The 17,795-nt window shown below is 34.6% G+C and carries 15 protein-coding genes and 1 pseudogene; 9 read left to right on the top strand and 7 right to left on the bottom strand.

Features of this window, described 5'->3' with window-relative positions; translation table 11 throughout:
* Positions 1-1,498: glutamine-hydrolyzing GMP synthase (gene guaA / locus VI621_RS01635; protein ID WP_324216649.1), on the bottom strand; the 1,498-nt coding region annotated here is incomplete at its 3' end.
* 276 nt (positions 1,499-1,774) lie between these two features.
* On the opposite strand from guaA, the gene VI621_RS01630 reads away from it, so the two are divergent.
* From VI621_RS01630 to VI621_RS01600, 7 genes are all read left to right on the top strand, one after another.
* Positions 1,775-2,482, top strand: a complete 708-nt coding sequence (locus VI621_RS01630) for a MotA/TolQ/ExbB proton channel family protein (protein WP_324216648.1) — start codon at positions 1,775-1,777, stop codon at positions 2,480-2,482.
* Between the two features lies 1 nt (position 2,483).
* The gene (locus VI621_RS01625; RefSeq protein ID WP_324216647.1) at positions 2,484-2,876 is read left to right on the top strand and encodes a biopolymer transporter ExbD; all 393 of its coding nucleotides are present in this window, start codon (positions 2,484-2,486) and stop codon (positions 2,874-2,876) included.
* A gap of 12 nt (positions 2,877-2,888) precedes the next feature.
* On the top strand, positions 2,889-3,260 hold the full coding sequence (gene crcB, locus VI621_RS01620) for a fluoride efflux transporter CrcB (RefSeq protein WP_324216646.1): 372 nt from the start codon (positions 2,889-2,891) through the stop codon (positions 3,258-3,260).
* Positions 3,261-3,318: 58 nt separating this feature from the next.
* Entirely contained in the window at positions 3,319-4,317 is a 999-nt protein-coding gene (locus VI621_RS01615; protein ID WP_324216645.1) for a bifunctional oligoribonuclease/PAP phosphatase NrnA, read from the top strand.
* A 5-nt stretch (positions 4,318-4,322) separates the two neighbouring features.
* Positions 4,323-4,922, top strand: a complete 600-nt coding sequence (gldI, locus tag VI621_RS01610; protein WP_324216644.1) for a gliding motility-associated peptidyl-prolyl isomerase GldI — start codon at positions 4,323-4,325, stop codon at positions 4,920-4,922.
* Positions 4,923-4,930: 8 nt separating this feature from the next.
* A complete protein-coding gene (locus VI621_RS01605; RefSeq protein ID WP_324216643.1) occupies positions 4,931-6,052 on the top strand; it encodes a peptidylprolyl isomerase in 1,122 nt (373 codons plus the stop codon).
* 75 nt (positions 6,053-6,127) lie between these two features.
* The gene (locus tag VI621_RS01600; protein WP_324216642.1) at positions 6,128-7,345 is read left to right on the top strand and encodes a peptidylprolyl isomerase; all 1,218 of its coding nucleotides are present in this window, start codon (positions 6,128-6,130) and stop codon (positions 7,343-7,345) included.
* 74 nt (positions 7,346-7,419) lie between these two features.
* Here VI621_RS01600 and VI621_RS01595 read toward each other — a convergent pair whose 3' ends face one another.
* A complete protein-coding gene (locus VI621_RS01595) occupies positions 7,420-7,860 on the bottom strand; it encodes a hypothetical protein (protein WP_324216651.1) in 441 nt (146 codons plus the stop codon).
* Between the two features lie 391 nt (positions 7,861-8,251).
* Between VI621_RS01595 and VI621_RS01590 the strand changes: the two genes are divergently transcribed.
* Together VI621_RS01590 and VI621_RS01585 are read left to right on the top strand one after the other, a co-directional pair.
* The gene (locus VI621_RS01590; protein ID WP_324216641.1) at positions 8,252-10,792 is read left to right on the top strand and encodes a PAS domain S-box protein; all 2,541 of its coding nucleotides are present in this window, start codon (positions 8,252-8,254) and stop codon (positions 10,790-10,792) included.
* Between the two features lie 234 nt (positions 10,793-11,026).
* Complete coding sequence (locus VI621_RS01585; RefSeq protein ID WP_324216640.1) at positions 11,027-13,528, top strand: PAS domain S-box protein; 2,502 nt, start codon at positions 11,027-11,029, stop codon at positions 13,526-13,528.
* A gap of 8 nt (positions 13,529-13,536) precedes the next feature.
* On the opposite strand, the gene VI621_RS01580 is transcribed toward VI621_RS01585, so the two are convergent.
* The 5 genes and pseudogenes from VI621_RS01580 to VI621_RS01560 all read right to left on the bottom strand — a co-directional run.
* Entirely contained in the window at positions 13,537-14,139 is a 603-nt protein-coding gene (locus VI621_RS01580) for a GNAT family N-acetyltransferase (protein ID WP_324216639.1), read from the bottom strand.
* A gap of 33 nt (positions 14,140-14,172) precedes the next feature.
* The gene (locus tag VI621_RS01575; RefSeq protein ID WP_324216650.1) at positions 14,173-14,529 is read right to left on the bottom strand and encodes a hypothetical protein; all 357 of its coding nucleotides are present in this window, start codon (positions 14,527-14,529) and stop codon (positions 14,173-14,175) included.
* A gap of 114 nt (positions 14,530-14,643) precedes the next feature.
* Positions 14,644-15,822, bottom strand: coding sequence for an AIR synthase related protein (locus VI621_RS01570; RefSeq protein ID WP_324216638.1), 1,179 nt, complete (start codon positions 15,820-15,822; stop codon positions 14,644-14,646).
* Between the two features lie 89 nt (positions 15,823-15,911).
* On the bottom strand, positions 15,912-16,700 hold the full coding sequence (locus VI621_RS01565) for an OmpA family protein (protein ID WP_324216637.1): 789 nt from the start codon (positions 16,698-16,700) through the stop codon (positions 15,912-15,914).
* Positions 16,701-16,805: 105 nt separating this feature from the next.
* Positions 16,806-17,795: pseudogene (locus VI621_RS01560) on the bottom strand (glutamine synthetase type III); the annotation flags it as partial.

Genomic DNA, 17,795 nt, shown 5'->3' with positions numbered 1-17,795 from the left:
AACTAATATCATACACCACTCTGTTCACTCCTTTTACTTTATTGATAATATCGTTTGACACTTTCATTAAGAAATCATATGGCAAATGTACCCAGTCTGCAGTCATTCCGTCGGTAGATTCTACTGCTCGAAGTGCCACTACTTTTTCATAGGTACGCTCATCGCCCATTACTCCTACGCTATTGACAGGGAGCAAAATAGCTCCGGCCTGCCAAACTTTGTCATACAATCCCCAAGATCTCAATCCGTCAATAAAAACGGCATCTACTTCTTGCAGGATTCGCACTTTCTCCGGGGTAATATCTCCCAAAATTCGAATAGATAAACCTGGTCCAGGGAAAGGATGCCTTCCTAATAACGCAGCATCTATGCCTAATGTTGCCCCTACTCTACGAACTTCGTCTTTAAACAACATTCGAAGCGGCTCTACAATCTTCAATTTCATATAATCCGGCAAACCACCTACATTGTGATGCGACTTGATTGTTGCTGAAGGCCCTTTCACCGAAACCGATTCGATTACGTCAGGATAAATGGTTCCTTGTGCCAGCCATTTTACATCTTCAATTCGGTGTGCTTCGTCATCAAAAACTTCGATAAAAACCCTGCCGATTGCTTTTCTTTTTAATTCCGGGTCTTCAATGCCTGCTAAAGCATCCAAAAAGCGTGCCGAAGCATCAACTCCTTTTACATTTAAGCCCATTCCTTTGTATTGTTCCAACACTTGTTCGTATTCGTTTTTACGAAGCAAACCGTTATTTACGAAAATACAATATAAGTTTTTCCCGATAGCCTGATGCAATAAAACTGCCGCTACCGTTGAATCTACTCCTCCTGAAAGTCCAAGTACTACTTTATCGTCTTGTACTTTTTCTTTTAACTCAGAAACCATTTCTTCAACAAAAGCATTTGGTGTAAAAGTTTGCGGAACATCAGCAATTTTTACTAAAAAATTCTCTAACATTTGCTTTCCATCAGTTGAATGGAAAACTTCTGGATGGTATTGGATTGCGTAAGTTGTTTCACCTTCGATTTTGTAAGCCGCAAATTCTACATCATGTGTGCTTGCCAATTTTACTCCATTGGTCGGTAAAAATTTGACACTATCGCTATGACTCATCCAAACTTGTGAATTCTCAGAAACGCCTTCAAAAAAGACTTCATCTTCTTTAATAAACGTCAAATTGGCTCTACCGTATTCTCTTGTATTGGAAGCAGCGACTTCGCCACCACTAAAATGGGCTAAGTATTGCGCTCCGTAACAAACGGCAAGTACAGGTAATTTCCCTCTAATTTGAGACAAATCAGGATGTGGCGCATCATCTCCCCGAACAGAAAATGGGCTTCCACCTAGAATTACCGCTTTATAACTTGATAAATCACTCGGAAAATGATTGAAAGGAAAGATTTCGCAGAAAATATTTAATTCGCGAACTCTTCGTGCAATAAGTTGTGTGTATTGCGATCCGAAATCTAAAATAAGTACGTTGTGTTGCATGTGCAAAAATACTTTTAATATTTGGAATTGAAAAAAAGAACCATTGAAAATTTTTTGAATTTATAATTTTAGTGAAATACCGATGAAATCGTAATAAAATTCCGAAACCAACATCAAAAAATTGAATCGCTTTTTAAAAATTGAATACTTAATTCAAAAAAGTTTCGTTATTCTTACTACATGAAAAACGGTAACTTCAAAAAAACCGTTATTTTTGTGGGAGCTTTTTAAAAAAATTACGCACTTTTGTGAACTTACTAAATAAAAGAAATTTCTATGATGTTTTTAAATTTTCTATTGCAAGTCAATCCTGTTACCGATACTATTGCGAATGCGGCTACCACTGCGGATATGGATGTTAGTGTTACTGAAAACATTTCCTATTTAGACTTTTTGTTGAAAGGCGGGGTAATGATTATTCCCATTATTTTATTATTATTCTTTTGTGTTTATGTAATTATTGAACGCTATTTGTCCATCAAAAAAGCAACGAAACAGGATGTTAATTTGGTTAACGATGTGAAAATGCAATTGAAAACCGGAAAATTAGATAATGCGATCATGTTGTGCAGTCGTGAAAATACGGCTTCAGGAAATATTTTGAGAAGCGGAATTTCAATCATTGGAAGACCAATCAGCGAAATTGAATCCAATATGGACCGAACCGCAAATGTCGAAATTGCACAAATGGAAAAAGGTTTAGGTCATCTTGGACTGATTTCAGGGATTGCTCCTATTCTTGGTTTTGTTGGTACGATTATGGGGGTTATCAAAATATTCCACACGATTTCGAATACAGGAAATTTGAATATTCAAACGATCTCCGGAGGTTTATATGAAAAGATGATTAGTAGCGGCGCTGGACTTGTTGTGGGCGTTATTGCTTATTCTGCTTACCATTTATTCAATATGATGATTGATAATTATTCGTTGAAAATGCAAAAACAGACTTTAGAAATTATTAATGTAATTCAAGAACCATAAGATGGCAATTAAAAGAAACAAGCGTTTTCACGCTGAAATTCCGACCTCGTCTTTGGCCGACATTATGTTCTTTTTGTTTTTATTTTTCCTGATTATATCGACGTTGGCCAATCCAAACGTGATAAAGTTGACTTTACCAAAAGCAAAAACGAATGAAACTACGAATAAAGACCACATTAGTTTATCGGTTACTGAAGACAAACTTTATTATATAAACAAACAAGAAGTTCCTTTTGACCAATTGGAACAGGTTTTATATGAAAAAACTTCCGCAAACAATGACAAAACCGTTGTGGTAAGGGTTCCAGCCGACAATAAAGTGCAGGATTTAGTAGATTTGATGCAAATGGGCGTTAAATTGAAACTGAATTTTGTTATTGCAACTTCCAAATAAAACAAAAACTAAATGATTCGAACATTAGTTTTAATAGCATTAGGCGGAGGAATTGGCAGTGTTTTTCGATACTTAACTTCGGTAATGGCGCACAAATATTACGCTTCAATTTTTCCTCTTGCTACTCTGACTACTAATGTTTTGGGCTGTTTTCTTATCGGCTTAATTGTAGGTCTATTAGAAAAAAATCACATGACAAATTCCGATTTAAAATGGTTTCTCATAACCGGATTCTGCGGAGGTTACACCACTTTTTCAGCTTTTGGCTATGAAAATATTTCTTTAATGCAAAGTAACAATTCGGGATTGGCTTTTGTTTATATCGGAGTTAGTATTATTACCGGATTATTTGCTGTTTGGTTAGGGCTTTTTCTAACAAAGTAATTTGTAACAACTTGTTAAAATGTTTCTCATTTGCGAAAAAAATGTAACTTCGCACTCTATGAAAAATTCCGATATTCAAGCTATACAGTTGCTATTGGCAACTCCAAAAAAAATTGCAATCATTCCACACAGAAGTCCTGATGGCGATGCCATGGGTTCTACGTTGGCTTTGTATCATTTTTTATTAAAATTAAATCACCAGCCCGTTGTTATTGCGCCAAACGAATTCCCGGAATTTTTAGCTTGGCTGCCGGATTCTGAAACTGTTTTGATTTTTGAAAAAAACAAAGAAACTACCACCAAAATCCTTCAGGAAGCTGAACTAATCTTTACTTTAGATTTTAATGCTTTGCATCGCGTGGGCGAAATGGAAAACGTGCTAAAAACACTTTCTGTACCTTTTATCATGATTGATCATCATCAAAAACCGGATGATTACGCAACGCACACCTATTCAGATACCGCTTTTGGCTCCACTTGTGAGATGATTTATAATTTTATTGACTTTTTGGGACAACAAAATTTAATCGACAAAACGATAGCGACTTGCATTTACACCGGAATATTAACGGATTCAGGTTCATTCAAATATCCAAAAACAACTGGAAGAACCCATCGGGTTGTAGCCGATTTAATAGATTTGGGTGTAGACAATTCTGAAGTTCCAAATTTACTTTTTGACAATCATTCGTATAATCGACTGCAATTATTGGGAAGAGCCCTGCAAAATCTAAAAGTAATACCAGAGCACAGAACTTCTTATATTACACTTACTCAAGAGGAATTGGATACTTTTCATTATGTTAAAGGAGATACTGAAGGGATTGTAAATTATGGATTAACGATAAAAGGCATTATTTTTACGGCTATTTTTATCGAAAATAAAGAAGAAAAAATTATCAAGATATCGTTCCGTTCTCAAGGTGATTTTGATGTAAACCAATTTGCCAGAGATCATTTTGGCGGTGGCGGACATATTAATGCGGCCGGTGGAAAATCGGACTTATCGATGGAAGAAACCATCAAAAAATTTGAAGATTTAGTTACTAAATTATAATAAATATGAAAAATAAAATCATCGCATTATTGCTCATAATACTTTGTATTCTTATGGTTATGAGTTGTAGTCAACAAAAAGCCAGAATGCCGATTTCTCAATCGTCAGGAACTTTCATGAAAGAATCTGCCGAGCGAAATAAAAAATTAGTGGCAAACGAAGAAGGAAAAATTGATTCCATTATCAAAAGTAATCCCGCAATAAAATACATTGCTTCAACAAAAGGATACTGGTATCACTACGAAACCAAAAATGAATTAGATACCTTAACTCCAAAAAAAGGAGACATTGCCTATTTTGATTATGAAATTAAAGATTTAGATGGAAATGTAATTTATTCAGAGTTAGAATTAAAACCGCAAACTTATTATGTTGATAAAGAACAAAAAATCATGATGGGATTGCGACATGGTATCAAATTGATGCGTAAGAAAGAAAAGGTAACGTTCCTTTTTCCATCTCATATGGCATATGGCTATCATGGTGATGATAAAAAAATCGGAACCAATGAACCTTTAATTTGTACCGTAACATTGAATGATTTTAAACCAGAAGCGGCTAAGAACACCGAACAAATCAATAAAAATAAAGTAACAACCGAATAAAAATCAAAATGAAAAAAAGAATAAGCCTATTGGTAATTGTAATCGCGACATTTTTCTCTTGCAAAGATGCGCATAGTGATTTGGCAGATGGATTATATGCCGAAATTGAAACCAATAAAGGAACTATTTTAGTTCAACTTGAATTTGAAAAAACACCAGTAACAGTCGCTAATTTTGTGACATTGGCAGAAGGGAAAAACACTTTTGTAAGCGAACAATTTAAAGGAAAACCATTTTTTGATGGTTTGAAATTTCATAGGGTAATTGCCGAATTCATGATTCAGGGCGGAGATCCGTTAGGAAACGGTTCCGGTGATACAGGATACAAATTCAAAGATGAAATTACGGATATGAAGTTCGACAAAGGCGGCCTTATCGCCATGGCAAATTCCGGTCCGGGAACCAATAGCAGCCAATTTTTCATCACACATATCGAAACACCATGGTTAAACGGATTGCACACTATTTTTGGACATGTTGTCGGAAATGGCATGGAAACCGTAAATAAAATCATCCAGAACGATGACATAATTGCTATCAACATAATTAGAAAAGGAGAAGCTGCCAAAAAGTTTGATGCTGTAAAAGTTTTTAATGATTTCTTTGCAAACGAAGCTGAAAATTTAAAAAATAAAGCAGTTATTGATGCCGAAAACAAAAAAAATTATATTGAAAAATTCAAGACCATAATAGAATTAAAAGTGGCCTATTTCGATGCTTTAAAAGCAGATGCCACAAAGACTAAAACGGGTTTACAATACAAAATTACCGAAAAAGGAAGTGGCAAAAAACCTGCGAATGGTTCTACAATATACATCCATTATGCAGGTTTTCTTGAAGATGGAACACTTTTTGACAGCAGTATTGAATCAGTAGCCAAAACATTTGGAAAATTTGATCAAAGAAGAGCTGACGCCAGACAATACATCCCAATCCCTTTCCAAGCAGGAAAAAAGGACGGAATGATCCCTGGATTTGTTGAAGGTTTAGAAAATATGTCTATTGGAGACAAAGCCGTTTTATTTATTCCTTCCAATCTTGCTTATGGCGTAGCCGGAGCTGGTGGAATTATCCCTCCAAATGCCAATATCATTTTTGAGGTTGAATTATTAGAAAACATGCCAAAATAAAAAATAAAAAAAGGGAAAAAACCTGAAAATCCCAGCATAATGCAAAACAAGTAAGGAGTTTTAATCTAATTGAAAATGAAATTTAAAATCATGTTTTTGTTGTTTTTAGGAATAACAACATCTATTTATTCTCAAAACACTAAAAAACCTGTTGCTGCTAAAAAAACAACGGTAACTGCTAAAAAACCTAATGCTGCAGCGCTTGAGGGGATTTTTGCAGAAATTGAAACTACTAAAGGTAAAATTGTTGTTCAATTAGAATACCAAAAAACACCGGTTACCGTGGCTAACTTTATATCACTTGCGGAAGGTAAAAATACTTTTGTAACCGATGAAAAGCTAAAAGGAAAACCTTTTTATGATGGATTAAAATTCCACAGAGTAATCAAAGACTTTATGATTCAAGGTGGTGATCCTGCAGGAAATGGTTCTGGCGGTCCCGGTTATGCTTTTAAAGATGAATTTACAGATCTAAAACACGACAAAGGTGGTATTCTATCTATGGCAAATTCTGGTCCTACAACTAACGGAAGCCAGTTTTTTATCACACATAAAGAAACGTCTTGGTTAAACGGAAAACATACAGTGTTCGGACATGTAACTAGTGGAATGGAAGTGGTAAATGCTATCACCCAGGATGATGCTATCAATAAAGTTACCATTGTTAGAAAAGGTGCTGTTGCGAAGAAATTCGATGCCCCAAAAGTCTTCGCAGATTACTTTGGAAATAAAGCTGAAGACCAGAAGAAACAAGCTGCAATTGATGCTGAAAACAGAGCCAAACAAGCGATAATTGATGCTGAAGCAAAAAGAGTTTACGACGAAAAATCTGCTCCTATAAAAGCTAAAAAATTAGCCTACTTAAATGGAATTAAAGCTACTGCTACAAAATCAGATACAGGTTTAGAATATAAAATTATTCAAAAGGGCACTGGAAAAAAACCAGTTGGCGGCACAAACATTTATGTTTATTATGCTGGTTATCTGGAAGACGGAAGTTTATTTGACAGCAATTATGAAGAGGTGAATAAAACCTACGGAAAGTTCGATCAAAACAGAGCTTCGCAAAATGGATACCAGCCTTTCCCTTTTCAATATGGAAAAAAAGACGGTTTAATTCCCGGTTTTCTTGAAGGATTAAATCTAATGTCTTTTGGAGATAAAGCGGTGATTTTTATTCCGGCAAAACTAGGATATGGCGAAAGAGGCGCAGGTGGTGTTATTCCTCCAAATGCGAATATTATTTTCGAAATCGAAATGCTTGAAGCAATGCCTTCTTCACCTACAAAATAAATTACCTTTCAATTATATAAAAAGGGATTAACTTTAAAGTTAATCCCTTTTTATTTCAAAGTATTTCTGAATGTTTATTTTTTTCCAAATTTCCAGTCGAATTCATCCTTATCATTGATGATGGCTCCGATTTCAACTTTTACGACCTCATCAAATTCGGTCTGCAAGATAATCCAGTTTTCTTCGTTGAAATAGTTTTCGAAGGTATCAAAATCTTCCTGTGTAAATTTTATTAGCCCCTTTTGAGACAAATCTTTTTTGACTTCACTTATTTTTCTACCTATCAGTTTGTTCCCGAATAAGTCTAAATCCGAACTGGAAGCCACGATATAACCCAATTTGAATTCTTCATCTTTATAGAAAGTCAAACGCATTTTTTGAGCATTATAGGCAAAAATCACATTATCGTCTTCGTCTTTGTAATTTCTGTCTGGCTTACCGTAAATAGCGGTAACGTCATTTTGTTTCATTCCGAAAATGAGTTTATCAATTCCGTTTTTCAGGTTTATTTTCATAAAATATTCAATTTTCATCAAAGGTATTTCTTTTTACTATTTATTCTCAAATTTGAAGAAACAATTATAGCATATTAAGACTTAGATTGGGATAATAAATTATTTTAAACGTGTTACAACAAAACTAGTTTTTACTCTTTTCGTTTCTCTATAAAAATTTGGAGTTGTTGTACGTAAATTTTCCAGCCATTGTAAGAACAGTTCAAAGTGTCCTCCATACACCAATTTTGGTTGGAAATAGATTCCGCAATCTTTTCATCTCTTTTTTGTAACTTATTTCACAATAAAAACCTTGAAATTATATTTGATTATTGATTATAATTCACTAACTTTCATACACATAAGCACTTCTATTGAAATTATTACAAGTCAATTTTAATACCGTAAAGCCATGAAGATTTCTTTTGAAAAAAAAATATTTATAGGATTTATCATTAATATATTGGTCGTTATTGCTTCAGGATGGATATTTATTTCAAGATTTAACAAGCAAAGAGACCAGACTTTGGATTCAAGATTAAATTGGATTGAAATTTCCTTGTTTGTCCTTTCCATCATTTTATTGACTATCGTATATTTTATTATTCGCGCCCAATTGCGTGCTAAAACAATTTCCCAAAACTTGCTTTTAGAAAACAAGCAACTGCTTCAGTCAATCATTGACAATACTTCCAATCCCATTTTCATTAAAAAGATAAATGGCGAATATTTATTGATTAATAAACAATCTGAGTCGTTATTTCAAATCTCAAATGAAGAAATAATAGGTAAAACCGATTATGATTTTTTACCTAAAGAAACTGCGGATGCTTATCGAAATTCGGATCTTGAAGTTGTGAAAGCCCTGAGAGAATTAAAAATTGAAGAAACCATCCAGCAAGCGGATGGCCCACATACATATATTGCCGTAAAATTCCCTTTATATGATTCAGCAGGAAGAGTTTATGCTATTGGGGGAATTTCTACTGATATTACCGAAAGAAAAAAATTAGAGGAGTCTTTAAAAGGTGCCGGTAAATTCTTTAATATGTCCTTAGATATGATGATTATTGCATCACAAGATAAATTTGTAAAAATTAATCCAATGGTCAGTAAAACTTTGGGCTATTCTGAAGAGGAATTATTAAGCCAGCCATTTCTCACTTATGTACATCCTGATGACTTAATCACTACACAGAAGGAAATTGAGAAACTCCAGGCAGGTGCTTTAACAATAAAATTTGAAAACAGATGGATCTGCAAAGATGGATCAATTAAATGGCTTGTATGGTCTACCTCGCCTGATCCTTTAACCGGATTGTTATATGCGATTGCTCGTGATGTTACAGCAGAAAAAGAAACAGCCAAATCTTTAATAGCTGCAGATAATTTTTTTAATATGACCTATGACATGCTTGTCGTTGCCAAGGGCGATTACTTTGTCAAAGTAAATCCAGCCTTCATAAGAAATCTAGGCTATGATCAAAAGGATATGCAAAACAAGCCTTTTCTATCATTTACCCATCCCGATGATCTTAAAGCATCTGTTGATGCCATTAAAAAATTACAAAAAGGGGAATCCATGGTCAATTACAGAGCTCGTGCACGCAGCAAAGACGGTTCTTACAAATGGTTGGATTGGTCAAGTACTATAGATCTCAAAACTGGTATAATGTATGCGGTGGCTCGTGATGTTACTGAATTGGTTGAATCTGAAGAGTCCCTTAAAATAGTTAATAATTTTTTTGAAATGTCATTTGATGCTTTTTTTGTTTCAAAAGGCTCAAAATTTATAAAAATAAACCCTGCCTTTACCCGTATTTTGGGTTATACCCTAAATGACTTAGAGAACCTATCGATTTTAGATCTTATTCACCCAGATTATGTAAAAATAGCAAGTGAAAGACTGGCCAAACGTTTAAAAGGAGAGGATGTAGATACAAATGTTATATATCCAATATTATCTAAAGATGGAACCTATAAATGGGTTGAATCTATGATAACAACCGATAGTAAAACAGGAATGATGTATGCCGTTTCACAAGACATCACCAAAAAAAGGATTGATGAAGAAAGGCTAAAAATTTACACTCAAAAATTAAAAGAGGACGAACAACAAATACAAACCATTTTTGATGGTGCACCTGATTCAGTTATCGTAATTGATGCGGAAAGTACAGTTTTAAAATGGAACCCAATGGCAGAATCAGTTTTTGGATGGGAAAGAACCGAAGCAATTGGAAAACCCTTATATGACTTAATTATTCCTCCACGTTACCGGGAATCACATAAAAAAGGCATGGAACATTATATAACAACCGGAATCGGGCCAATCTTAAATAAAACTACTGAATTAGAAGCTGTCAATAAAGAAGGAAAGGAATTTCCTATATCACTGAGTATTTCACCTATCAAAATGGATGGGAAATATTTATTTATTGGCTTTGTAAGGGACATTACTGAGAATAAAAATATCATTAACGAATTGTATGAAAATGAAGAAAAGCTACGTTTAATTATAGAGAATATCAGTGAGGGCGTTATTGTAGCAAATGCTGATAAAAAAATAGTAATGGCCAATGAAATGGCCAATTCGTTTTTTGGAATCAAAGAAGATGATGAAATATCACCTAATTTGATAAATCATTTTGAAGTATATTTTCCAGATGAAAAAACAATTTTCCCATCCCAAAACTTACCAATGGAGCGTGCGTTAAAAGGAGAGTCAACCGACGACATTGATGTGGTACTTTGGGATCCGGCGAAACAGGAAAAAAAACGGGTTCTCATTAGCGGAAGACCATTGGTGGACCAAAATAATAAAGTTGCGGCTGTTGTCATCACCATAAAAGATATCAGCAAATACAAACAAATGGAGAAAGAATTGAAAGAAACAGAATCAAAGTACAGACAATTAATAGGTTATAAGAAAGATGATCATTTAGAAATTTGATAATCTTAACAAAAAATAAGTTGCAATAAACTTTCAGAAGAAAATAAAAAAGCGAAAAAATAAATAAATTTCCTCTCCTTCTTTAACATCAGTGCAAAAATATCAAACTAAAGATATATCTGAACAATTGGGCCTCTGACTTTTCTTTACTATAATTTCTTCAACAAATATATTTGTAAGTTGATTGTTCAACTTATCGAGCCTGATACAAGTTAAATTTAATACCATAAAACCATGAAAATTTCTTTTAAAAAAAAAATATTTTTAGGATTTATAATCAATCTGTTGGTCGTTATTGCTTTAGCATGGGTTTTTACTTTAAAATTTGAGCCCAAAAAAGGACAAAACTTAGATGAAACATGGAATTGGATAGCCATTTCATTATTTATCCTTTCCATCATTTTACTAATAATAGTCTATTTTATTATTCGTACCCTTCTACATGCTAAAATTAATTCCCAAAACTCAACTCTTGATAACAAGCATCTGCTTCAGTCTGTCTTTGATAGCACTTCCAATCCCATATACGTTAAAAAAATAAATGGCGAATACTTATTGATAAATAAAAAGTATGCCGCATTATTTCAAATTTCGAGTGAAAAAATAAAAGGACTGACAGATCATGATTTTTTACCTAAAAAACTAGCCGATGGTTACCGGGCATCAGATCTGGAAGTTACAAAAGTATTAAAAGAATTAAAGACCCAAGAAACTATTCAGCTACCGGATGGTTTGCATACCTATATTGCAGTTAAATTCCCTTTGTATGATCTGGCCGGAAGAATTTTTGCTATTGGGGGAATTTCTACCGATATCACTGAAATAAAAAAACAGGAAGAAACATTCAAAGCGGCCGACAAATTATTTTATATGTCTTTAGATATCATGGTGATTATCTCAGAAGATAAATTTGTAAAAATTAACCCGGCACTAACTAACTTATTGGGTTATTCCGAAGAGGAATTGTTAAGTCAACCATTCATGCATTTTGTTTACCCAAAAGATCACGCAATTACACAGATGGAAATTGTTAAACTTCAAATGGGTATTTTAACAATAAAATTTGAAAACAGATGGATCTGTAAAGATGAATCCATTAAATCCCTTGTTTGGTCTGCCTCTCCTGATCTTTCAACTGGATTGATATATGCTGTTGCGCATGATGTTACGTTGCAAAAAGAAATAGAAAGCTCTTTAGTCGTAGCACAGAAATTTTTCAATATGTCTTATGACATGCTTGTAGTTGCCAAAGGCGAATATTTTGAAAAAGTAAATCCGGCTTTCACAAGAAACCTCGGCTATGATCAAACGGATATGGACGGTAAACCATTTTTATCGATTGCCCATCCTGATGATGCCAATGCATACATTGATGCCATTAATAAACTAAAAAAAGGCGAATCCATGGTAAATCACAGGGCGCGTGCACGCAGTAAAGACGGATCCTATAAATGGTTGGATTGGTCCAGTACTATTGATATTCAAACCGGAATAATGTATGCGGTGGCTCGTGATGTTACTGAAATAGTTGAAAATGAGGGGTCTTTAAAAATGTCAGAGAAATTTTTCAATATGTCTTATGACATGCTTGTCGTTGCCAAAGGGGAGTATTTTGAAAAAGTAAATCCGGCTTTCACAAGAAACCTCGGTTATGATCAAACGGATATGGACGGTAAACCATTTTTATCGATTGCCCATCCTGATGATGCCAATGCCTACATTGATGCCATTAATAAACTGAAAAAAGGCGAATCCATGGTAAATCACAGGGCGCGTGCACGCAGTAAAGACGGATCCTATAAATGGTTGGATTGGTCCAGTACTATTGATATTCAAACGGGAACAATGTATGCAGTGGCTCGTGATGTTACCGAAATAGTCGAAAATGAAGGATCCTTAAAAATGGCTGATAAGTTTTTTAATTTGGCATTTGACATCCTTACGGTTGCCAAAGAGGAACACTTCATCAAAATCAATCCAGCTTTTACCAAAACACTGGGGTATGATGAAAAAGATTTGGATAAAATAAAATTTACCGACTTAACTCATCCTGATGACAAGGGTGTCGCCAATGAAATGTTTGCTAAACTTTTAAAAGGAGAGCCGGTTGTGAATTTCAGAGATCGCGTACTTTGCAAAGATGGAACATACAAATGGTTGGATTGGCATAGTAATTTCGATTTACAGCAAGGCGTATTGTATTCTGTTGCACGAGATATTTCGGAACAGATTAAATTAGAAGAAGAACAGCAAACGGTAACCAAAGAACTTTATGAAAACGAGGAAAAGTTACGATTGATTTTAGAGAATTTAAGTGAGGGCGTTATTGTTGCCAATGCAGATAAAAAAATAGTTTTGGTTAATGATATGGCTAAAATGTTTTTTGGAATTAAAGAAGATGATAAAATAACACCTAATATAATCAACCATTTTGAAATATTTTACCCAGATGAAAAAACTATTTTTCCAGCCCAAAATTTACCAATGGAGCGTGCGTTGAAAGGAGAACCAACGGATGATATTGATGTGGTGGTTTGGGATCCGGCTACAAAGAAAAAAGAGCGGATTCTTCTTAGCGGAAGACCATTGGTAGATCAAAATAATAAAGTAGTCGCCTTTGTTCTTACTATAAAAGATATCAGCAAATACAAACAATTAGAGGCCGATTTGATAGAAACAGAATCAAAATACAGAAAATTAATTGGTTTTAAAAAGGGTGATAATTTGGAAATTTGATTTTCATATTATAATTTTCTTTTCAAATTTTCTTTTGCTTCTTCAAACCATTCGTTTCGTAAAATGCTCAAAACAATACTGTCACGTCTGACTTCGCTTTCGAAAGTCGGCATGTTACTTCGTAAAACGCCATCTACTTTACAGCCAATGCTCAACATGGCGGCTTTGCTTCTTTCATTTCCATTATCAGCACGGAATTCTACTCGCTCCATCCCTAAAGTTTCGAAAGCAAATTCGAGTAATAAATATTTGCAGTGTTTGTTTAATCCCGTTCCCTGAAAGGCGGAACCATACCAAGTATAACCCAACTGTAGGGTTTTGAAAGGAAAATTAATGTCGTAAAAACGGGTGCTTCCGGCATATTTACCAGTTCTTTTATCGAAAACTACAAACGGAAATTCAGTTTGACTGGTTCTTGCTTTTAAGGCAATTTGGATATAGTTTTCCAGATTTTCTTTTCCGTTGGCACGAACTAAAGAGTATTTCCAAAGTTCAGGCTCATTGATTGAGAATTCTAAAAGATTGTTAACATCGGTTTCCTGTAAAGGACGAAGTAAAACGTGTTCATCTTCCAGAATCAGATTTTGATTGAAATCGAAAATTGTATCCATTCTTTTAGTTAGTACGTTTTCGTATTGACTGATTTATTTATTCATTTCGTCGAATCGCTCGGGCACCTGCGGGTCATAAAGCGGGCAGTTATATTCTTCTAATATATCTACCAAACGATCCATGGTTTTGCCTTCGGTACCATAACAATCAATTTTTATACTTTGCGGTGTGGTTTTTACACAAAAAGCTCCGGGTCCACTATTGTTTTTCCAGCTGTATTCATCCACTCTTTCCCATTTTGAAAATACCGAATTGATTCTATTCAGAATGACTGTGGTAGGAAGTTCTTCCAACCCTTCTACTTCTTGTTGTTCTTCAATCGCTTCGTAAACTTCTTGATGGTTTAGATAAATTCCGTCTATGTAATTCCAAAATACTAATTCGTACATTTTTTTGTGTTTTTTAGCCCCGATAGCAGCGGTATCCTTTTTGTCCGCCATTTTCGGCGGACAAAAAGATTTAGCGGATAGCGGGATTAGCTCCTGATTGAACAGCAACTAAAATTAATATTCAAATACGCCGTACTCACTTGTGATGGTGAGTTTTTTAGTTTCAGCCGCTTCTACTCTGCCCACGATTTGGGCATCGACATTAAATGATTTTGAAATGGCAATGATGTCTTGAGCTACATTTTCGGGTACATAAATTTCCATTCGGTGTCCACAATTGAAAACCTGGTACATTTCCTTCCAATCGGTTTTAGATTGCTCTTGTATCAATTGAAATAATGGCGGAACGGGAAATAAATTGTCTTTTATAATGTGAAGATTTTCTACAAAATGCAAAATTTTAGTTTGGGCACCACCACTGCAATGCACCATTCCGTGAATGTTGTCCGACTTATATTTTTCTAATATTTTCTTGATGATTGGCGCATAAGTTCTCGTAGGAGAAAGCACTAATTTACCGGCATCGATTGGGGAATTCTCAACCTTATCTGTTAGTTTTACTTTTCCGGAATACACTAAATCTTCGGGAACAGCGGCATCAAAACTTTCCGGATATTTTTTGGCCAGATAGTTGTCGAAAACATCATGCCGCGCCGAAGTTAATCCGTTGCTTCCCATTCCGCCATTGTAACTTTTTTCATAACTTGATTGTCCGAAAGAAGCCAAACCAACGATGACATCGCCTGCTTTAATATTGGCATTATCAATCACATCACTGCGTTTCATTCTAGCCGTCACGGTTGAATCTACGATGATGGTACGAACAATATCGCCTACATCGGCAGTTTCTCCACCTGTGGAATGAATCGTTACGCCGAAGGTTTTTAATTCTGCAATTAATTCTTCGGTTCCGTTGATGATAGCTGAAATCACTTCGGAGGTAATCAGGTTTTTGTTTCTTCCGATGGTAGAAGACAATAAAATATTATCGGTAGCGCCAACGCATAGTAAATCATCGATATTCATGATCAGAGCATCTTGCGAAATGCCTTTCCATACCGAAATATCGCCGGTTTCTTTCCAATACATATACGCTAATGACGATTTTGTTCCTGCGCCATCGGCATGCATAATGATGCAATAGTCTTCGTCCTGGGTTAAATAATCAGGGATAATTTTACAAAAAGCTTGTGGAAATAAACCTTTGTCAATATTTTTTATGGCGTTATGCACATCTTCTTTGGAAGCCGAAACGCCTCGAAGTGCATATCGTTTACTGGTATCTGAACTCATTTTTTGTGTTGTGTTGTTGTGTGGCAAAGATAATTAGATTTTTTGATTGTTGGATTTTTAGATTGTTAGATTACAGTAAATTTTAAAAACTAATTCTCAACAATCTTAATTTCTACACGGCGGTTTTCATTTTCTTCTTCTTCAGATTTTTCAGGAATGGGATGAATGGGTCTAGTTATTCCGTATCCTTTGAAAGAAATTCGTTTTCTGTCTATTTTATTTTGAATCAAAAAAACATAGATTGCCCTTGCTCTTGCTATGGAAACATCATACAACCCCGGAATAGTCTGGCAACAAATATGCCCTTGTATTTCTATTTTTAATTTTGGATTGTCTTCCATAATACAAACTAATTCGTATAAAATTGGCTTCGACTTAGGAACTAATTTTGCGGAATTATTAAAAAAATAAATGTTTTTTAGTTTAAAGGTATCTCCGGCTTTGGCAGTTTTTATTTTTTGATTTAATTCTTCTAATAGAATGGCTTCGGCCGTTTTGGGTTTGGATTCTTTTATTTGATCAAAAACAACAATTACCTTCCGGTTTTCGGACTGGACTTTGGATTGTTCAAAATCTTCACCAAAACCTTTGATTTCATAGTTGTCGTTAATTTTTACATTCCTTTCTTTCAAAAAATTGTAAATTGACTGTACCCGTTTTATCGATAGGGTATCGTTGTAGGGATTGGTGCCTTTCCAATCGCAAAAACCATATATTTTTTTGACTTCAATTTCTTCAGAATGATTGATCCAATCAATGAGTTTTTGAGTGGCTACTGCATTAATTTCGGATTTATCAAAGTCAAAAAAAACTTCTAGTTTCTCTTGAGCAGTTGCAGTCATAACATTGAAAAGCAGTATTGCTAAGAAGTACTTCATTGTTTCCATTAATAACTACAACGAAGTTAAGAAAATTTATAACAAAAACACCCGACAGGTTTTGAAAACTTGTCGGGTGCTAAATATAAAAAAAACAAAAAAAAATTACTTGGTGAACAACAACTCTCTGTATTTTGTTAAAGTCCAGATTTCATCGTCAACTAAAAGTTCCAATTTATCGCAATGTTCTCTGATGATATCAAAATACGGTTTTACATTTTCGCAATAAGCTTCTGCCATTTTATAGGCATCAGTTATCACATTTGCCGTTTTTCTGGCTTCAGTCATAGCCTCAACATTGGTGTTTATACCTTCGATATGTGAAGAAATTTCTTTAATTAAAACGATTTGCTCTTTTCCGATTTTCTCGAAATCTTTCCCGAAAATTTCTTTCAGTCCTTTTACGTTTTCAATCAGAATATTTTGATAGCGAATCGCCGTTGGAACTACATGATTTTTAGCAATATCACCTAAAACCCTACCTTCGATTTGGATTTTTTTGGTGTATTCTTCCAATTCGATTTCGTAACGCGCTTCAACCTCAATGTGGTTCATCACGTTCATTTCCTTGAATAAATCCAATGCTTGTTTAGAAACTCTGGCTTTTAAAGCAGATGGCGTTGTTTTGAAATTACTCAAACCTCTTTTTCCTGCTTCAATTTCCCAAGCTTCGCTATAGCCATCACCTTCGAAAAGAATATTTTTGGATTGTTTGATGTACTCTCTCAAAACATTGAAAATGGCATCATCTTTTTTCATGTCTTTAGATTCAATCAAAACGTCCACTTCTTTTTTGAAATCTTTCAATTGTTTGGCAACAATAGTATTCAAAGTAGTCATTGCATTGGCACAATTCGCTGAAGAACCCACGGCTCTAAACTCGAATTTGTTTCCTGTAAAAGCAAATGGCGAAGTTCTGTTTCTGTCGGTATTATCCAAAAGTACATCTGGAATTTTACCTACTACGTTCAATTTTAAATCGGTTTTTTCTTCCGGAGATAATTTTCCTGTAGAAACACCTTCTAATTCTGCTAAAACTTTTGTCAATTGTTGACCAATAAAAACAGAGATAATAGCTGGTGGCGCTTCATTAGC

Origin of the sequence: Flavobacterium sp. (assembly GCF_035292545.1) — a bacterium.
Classification (GTDB): domain Bacteria; phylum Bacteroidota; class Bacteroidia; order Flavobacteriales; family Flavobacteriaceae; genus Flavobacterium.
This window is presented reverse-complemented; position numbering and strand designations above follow the sequence as displayed.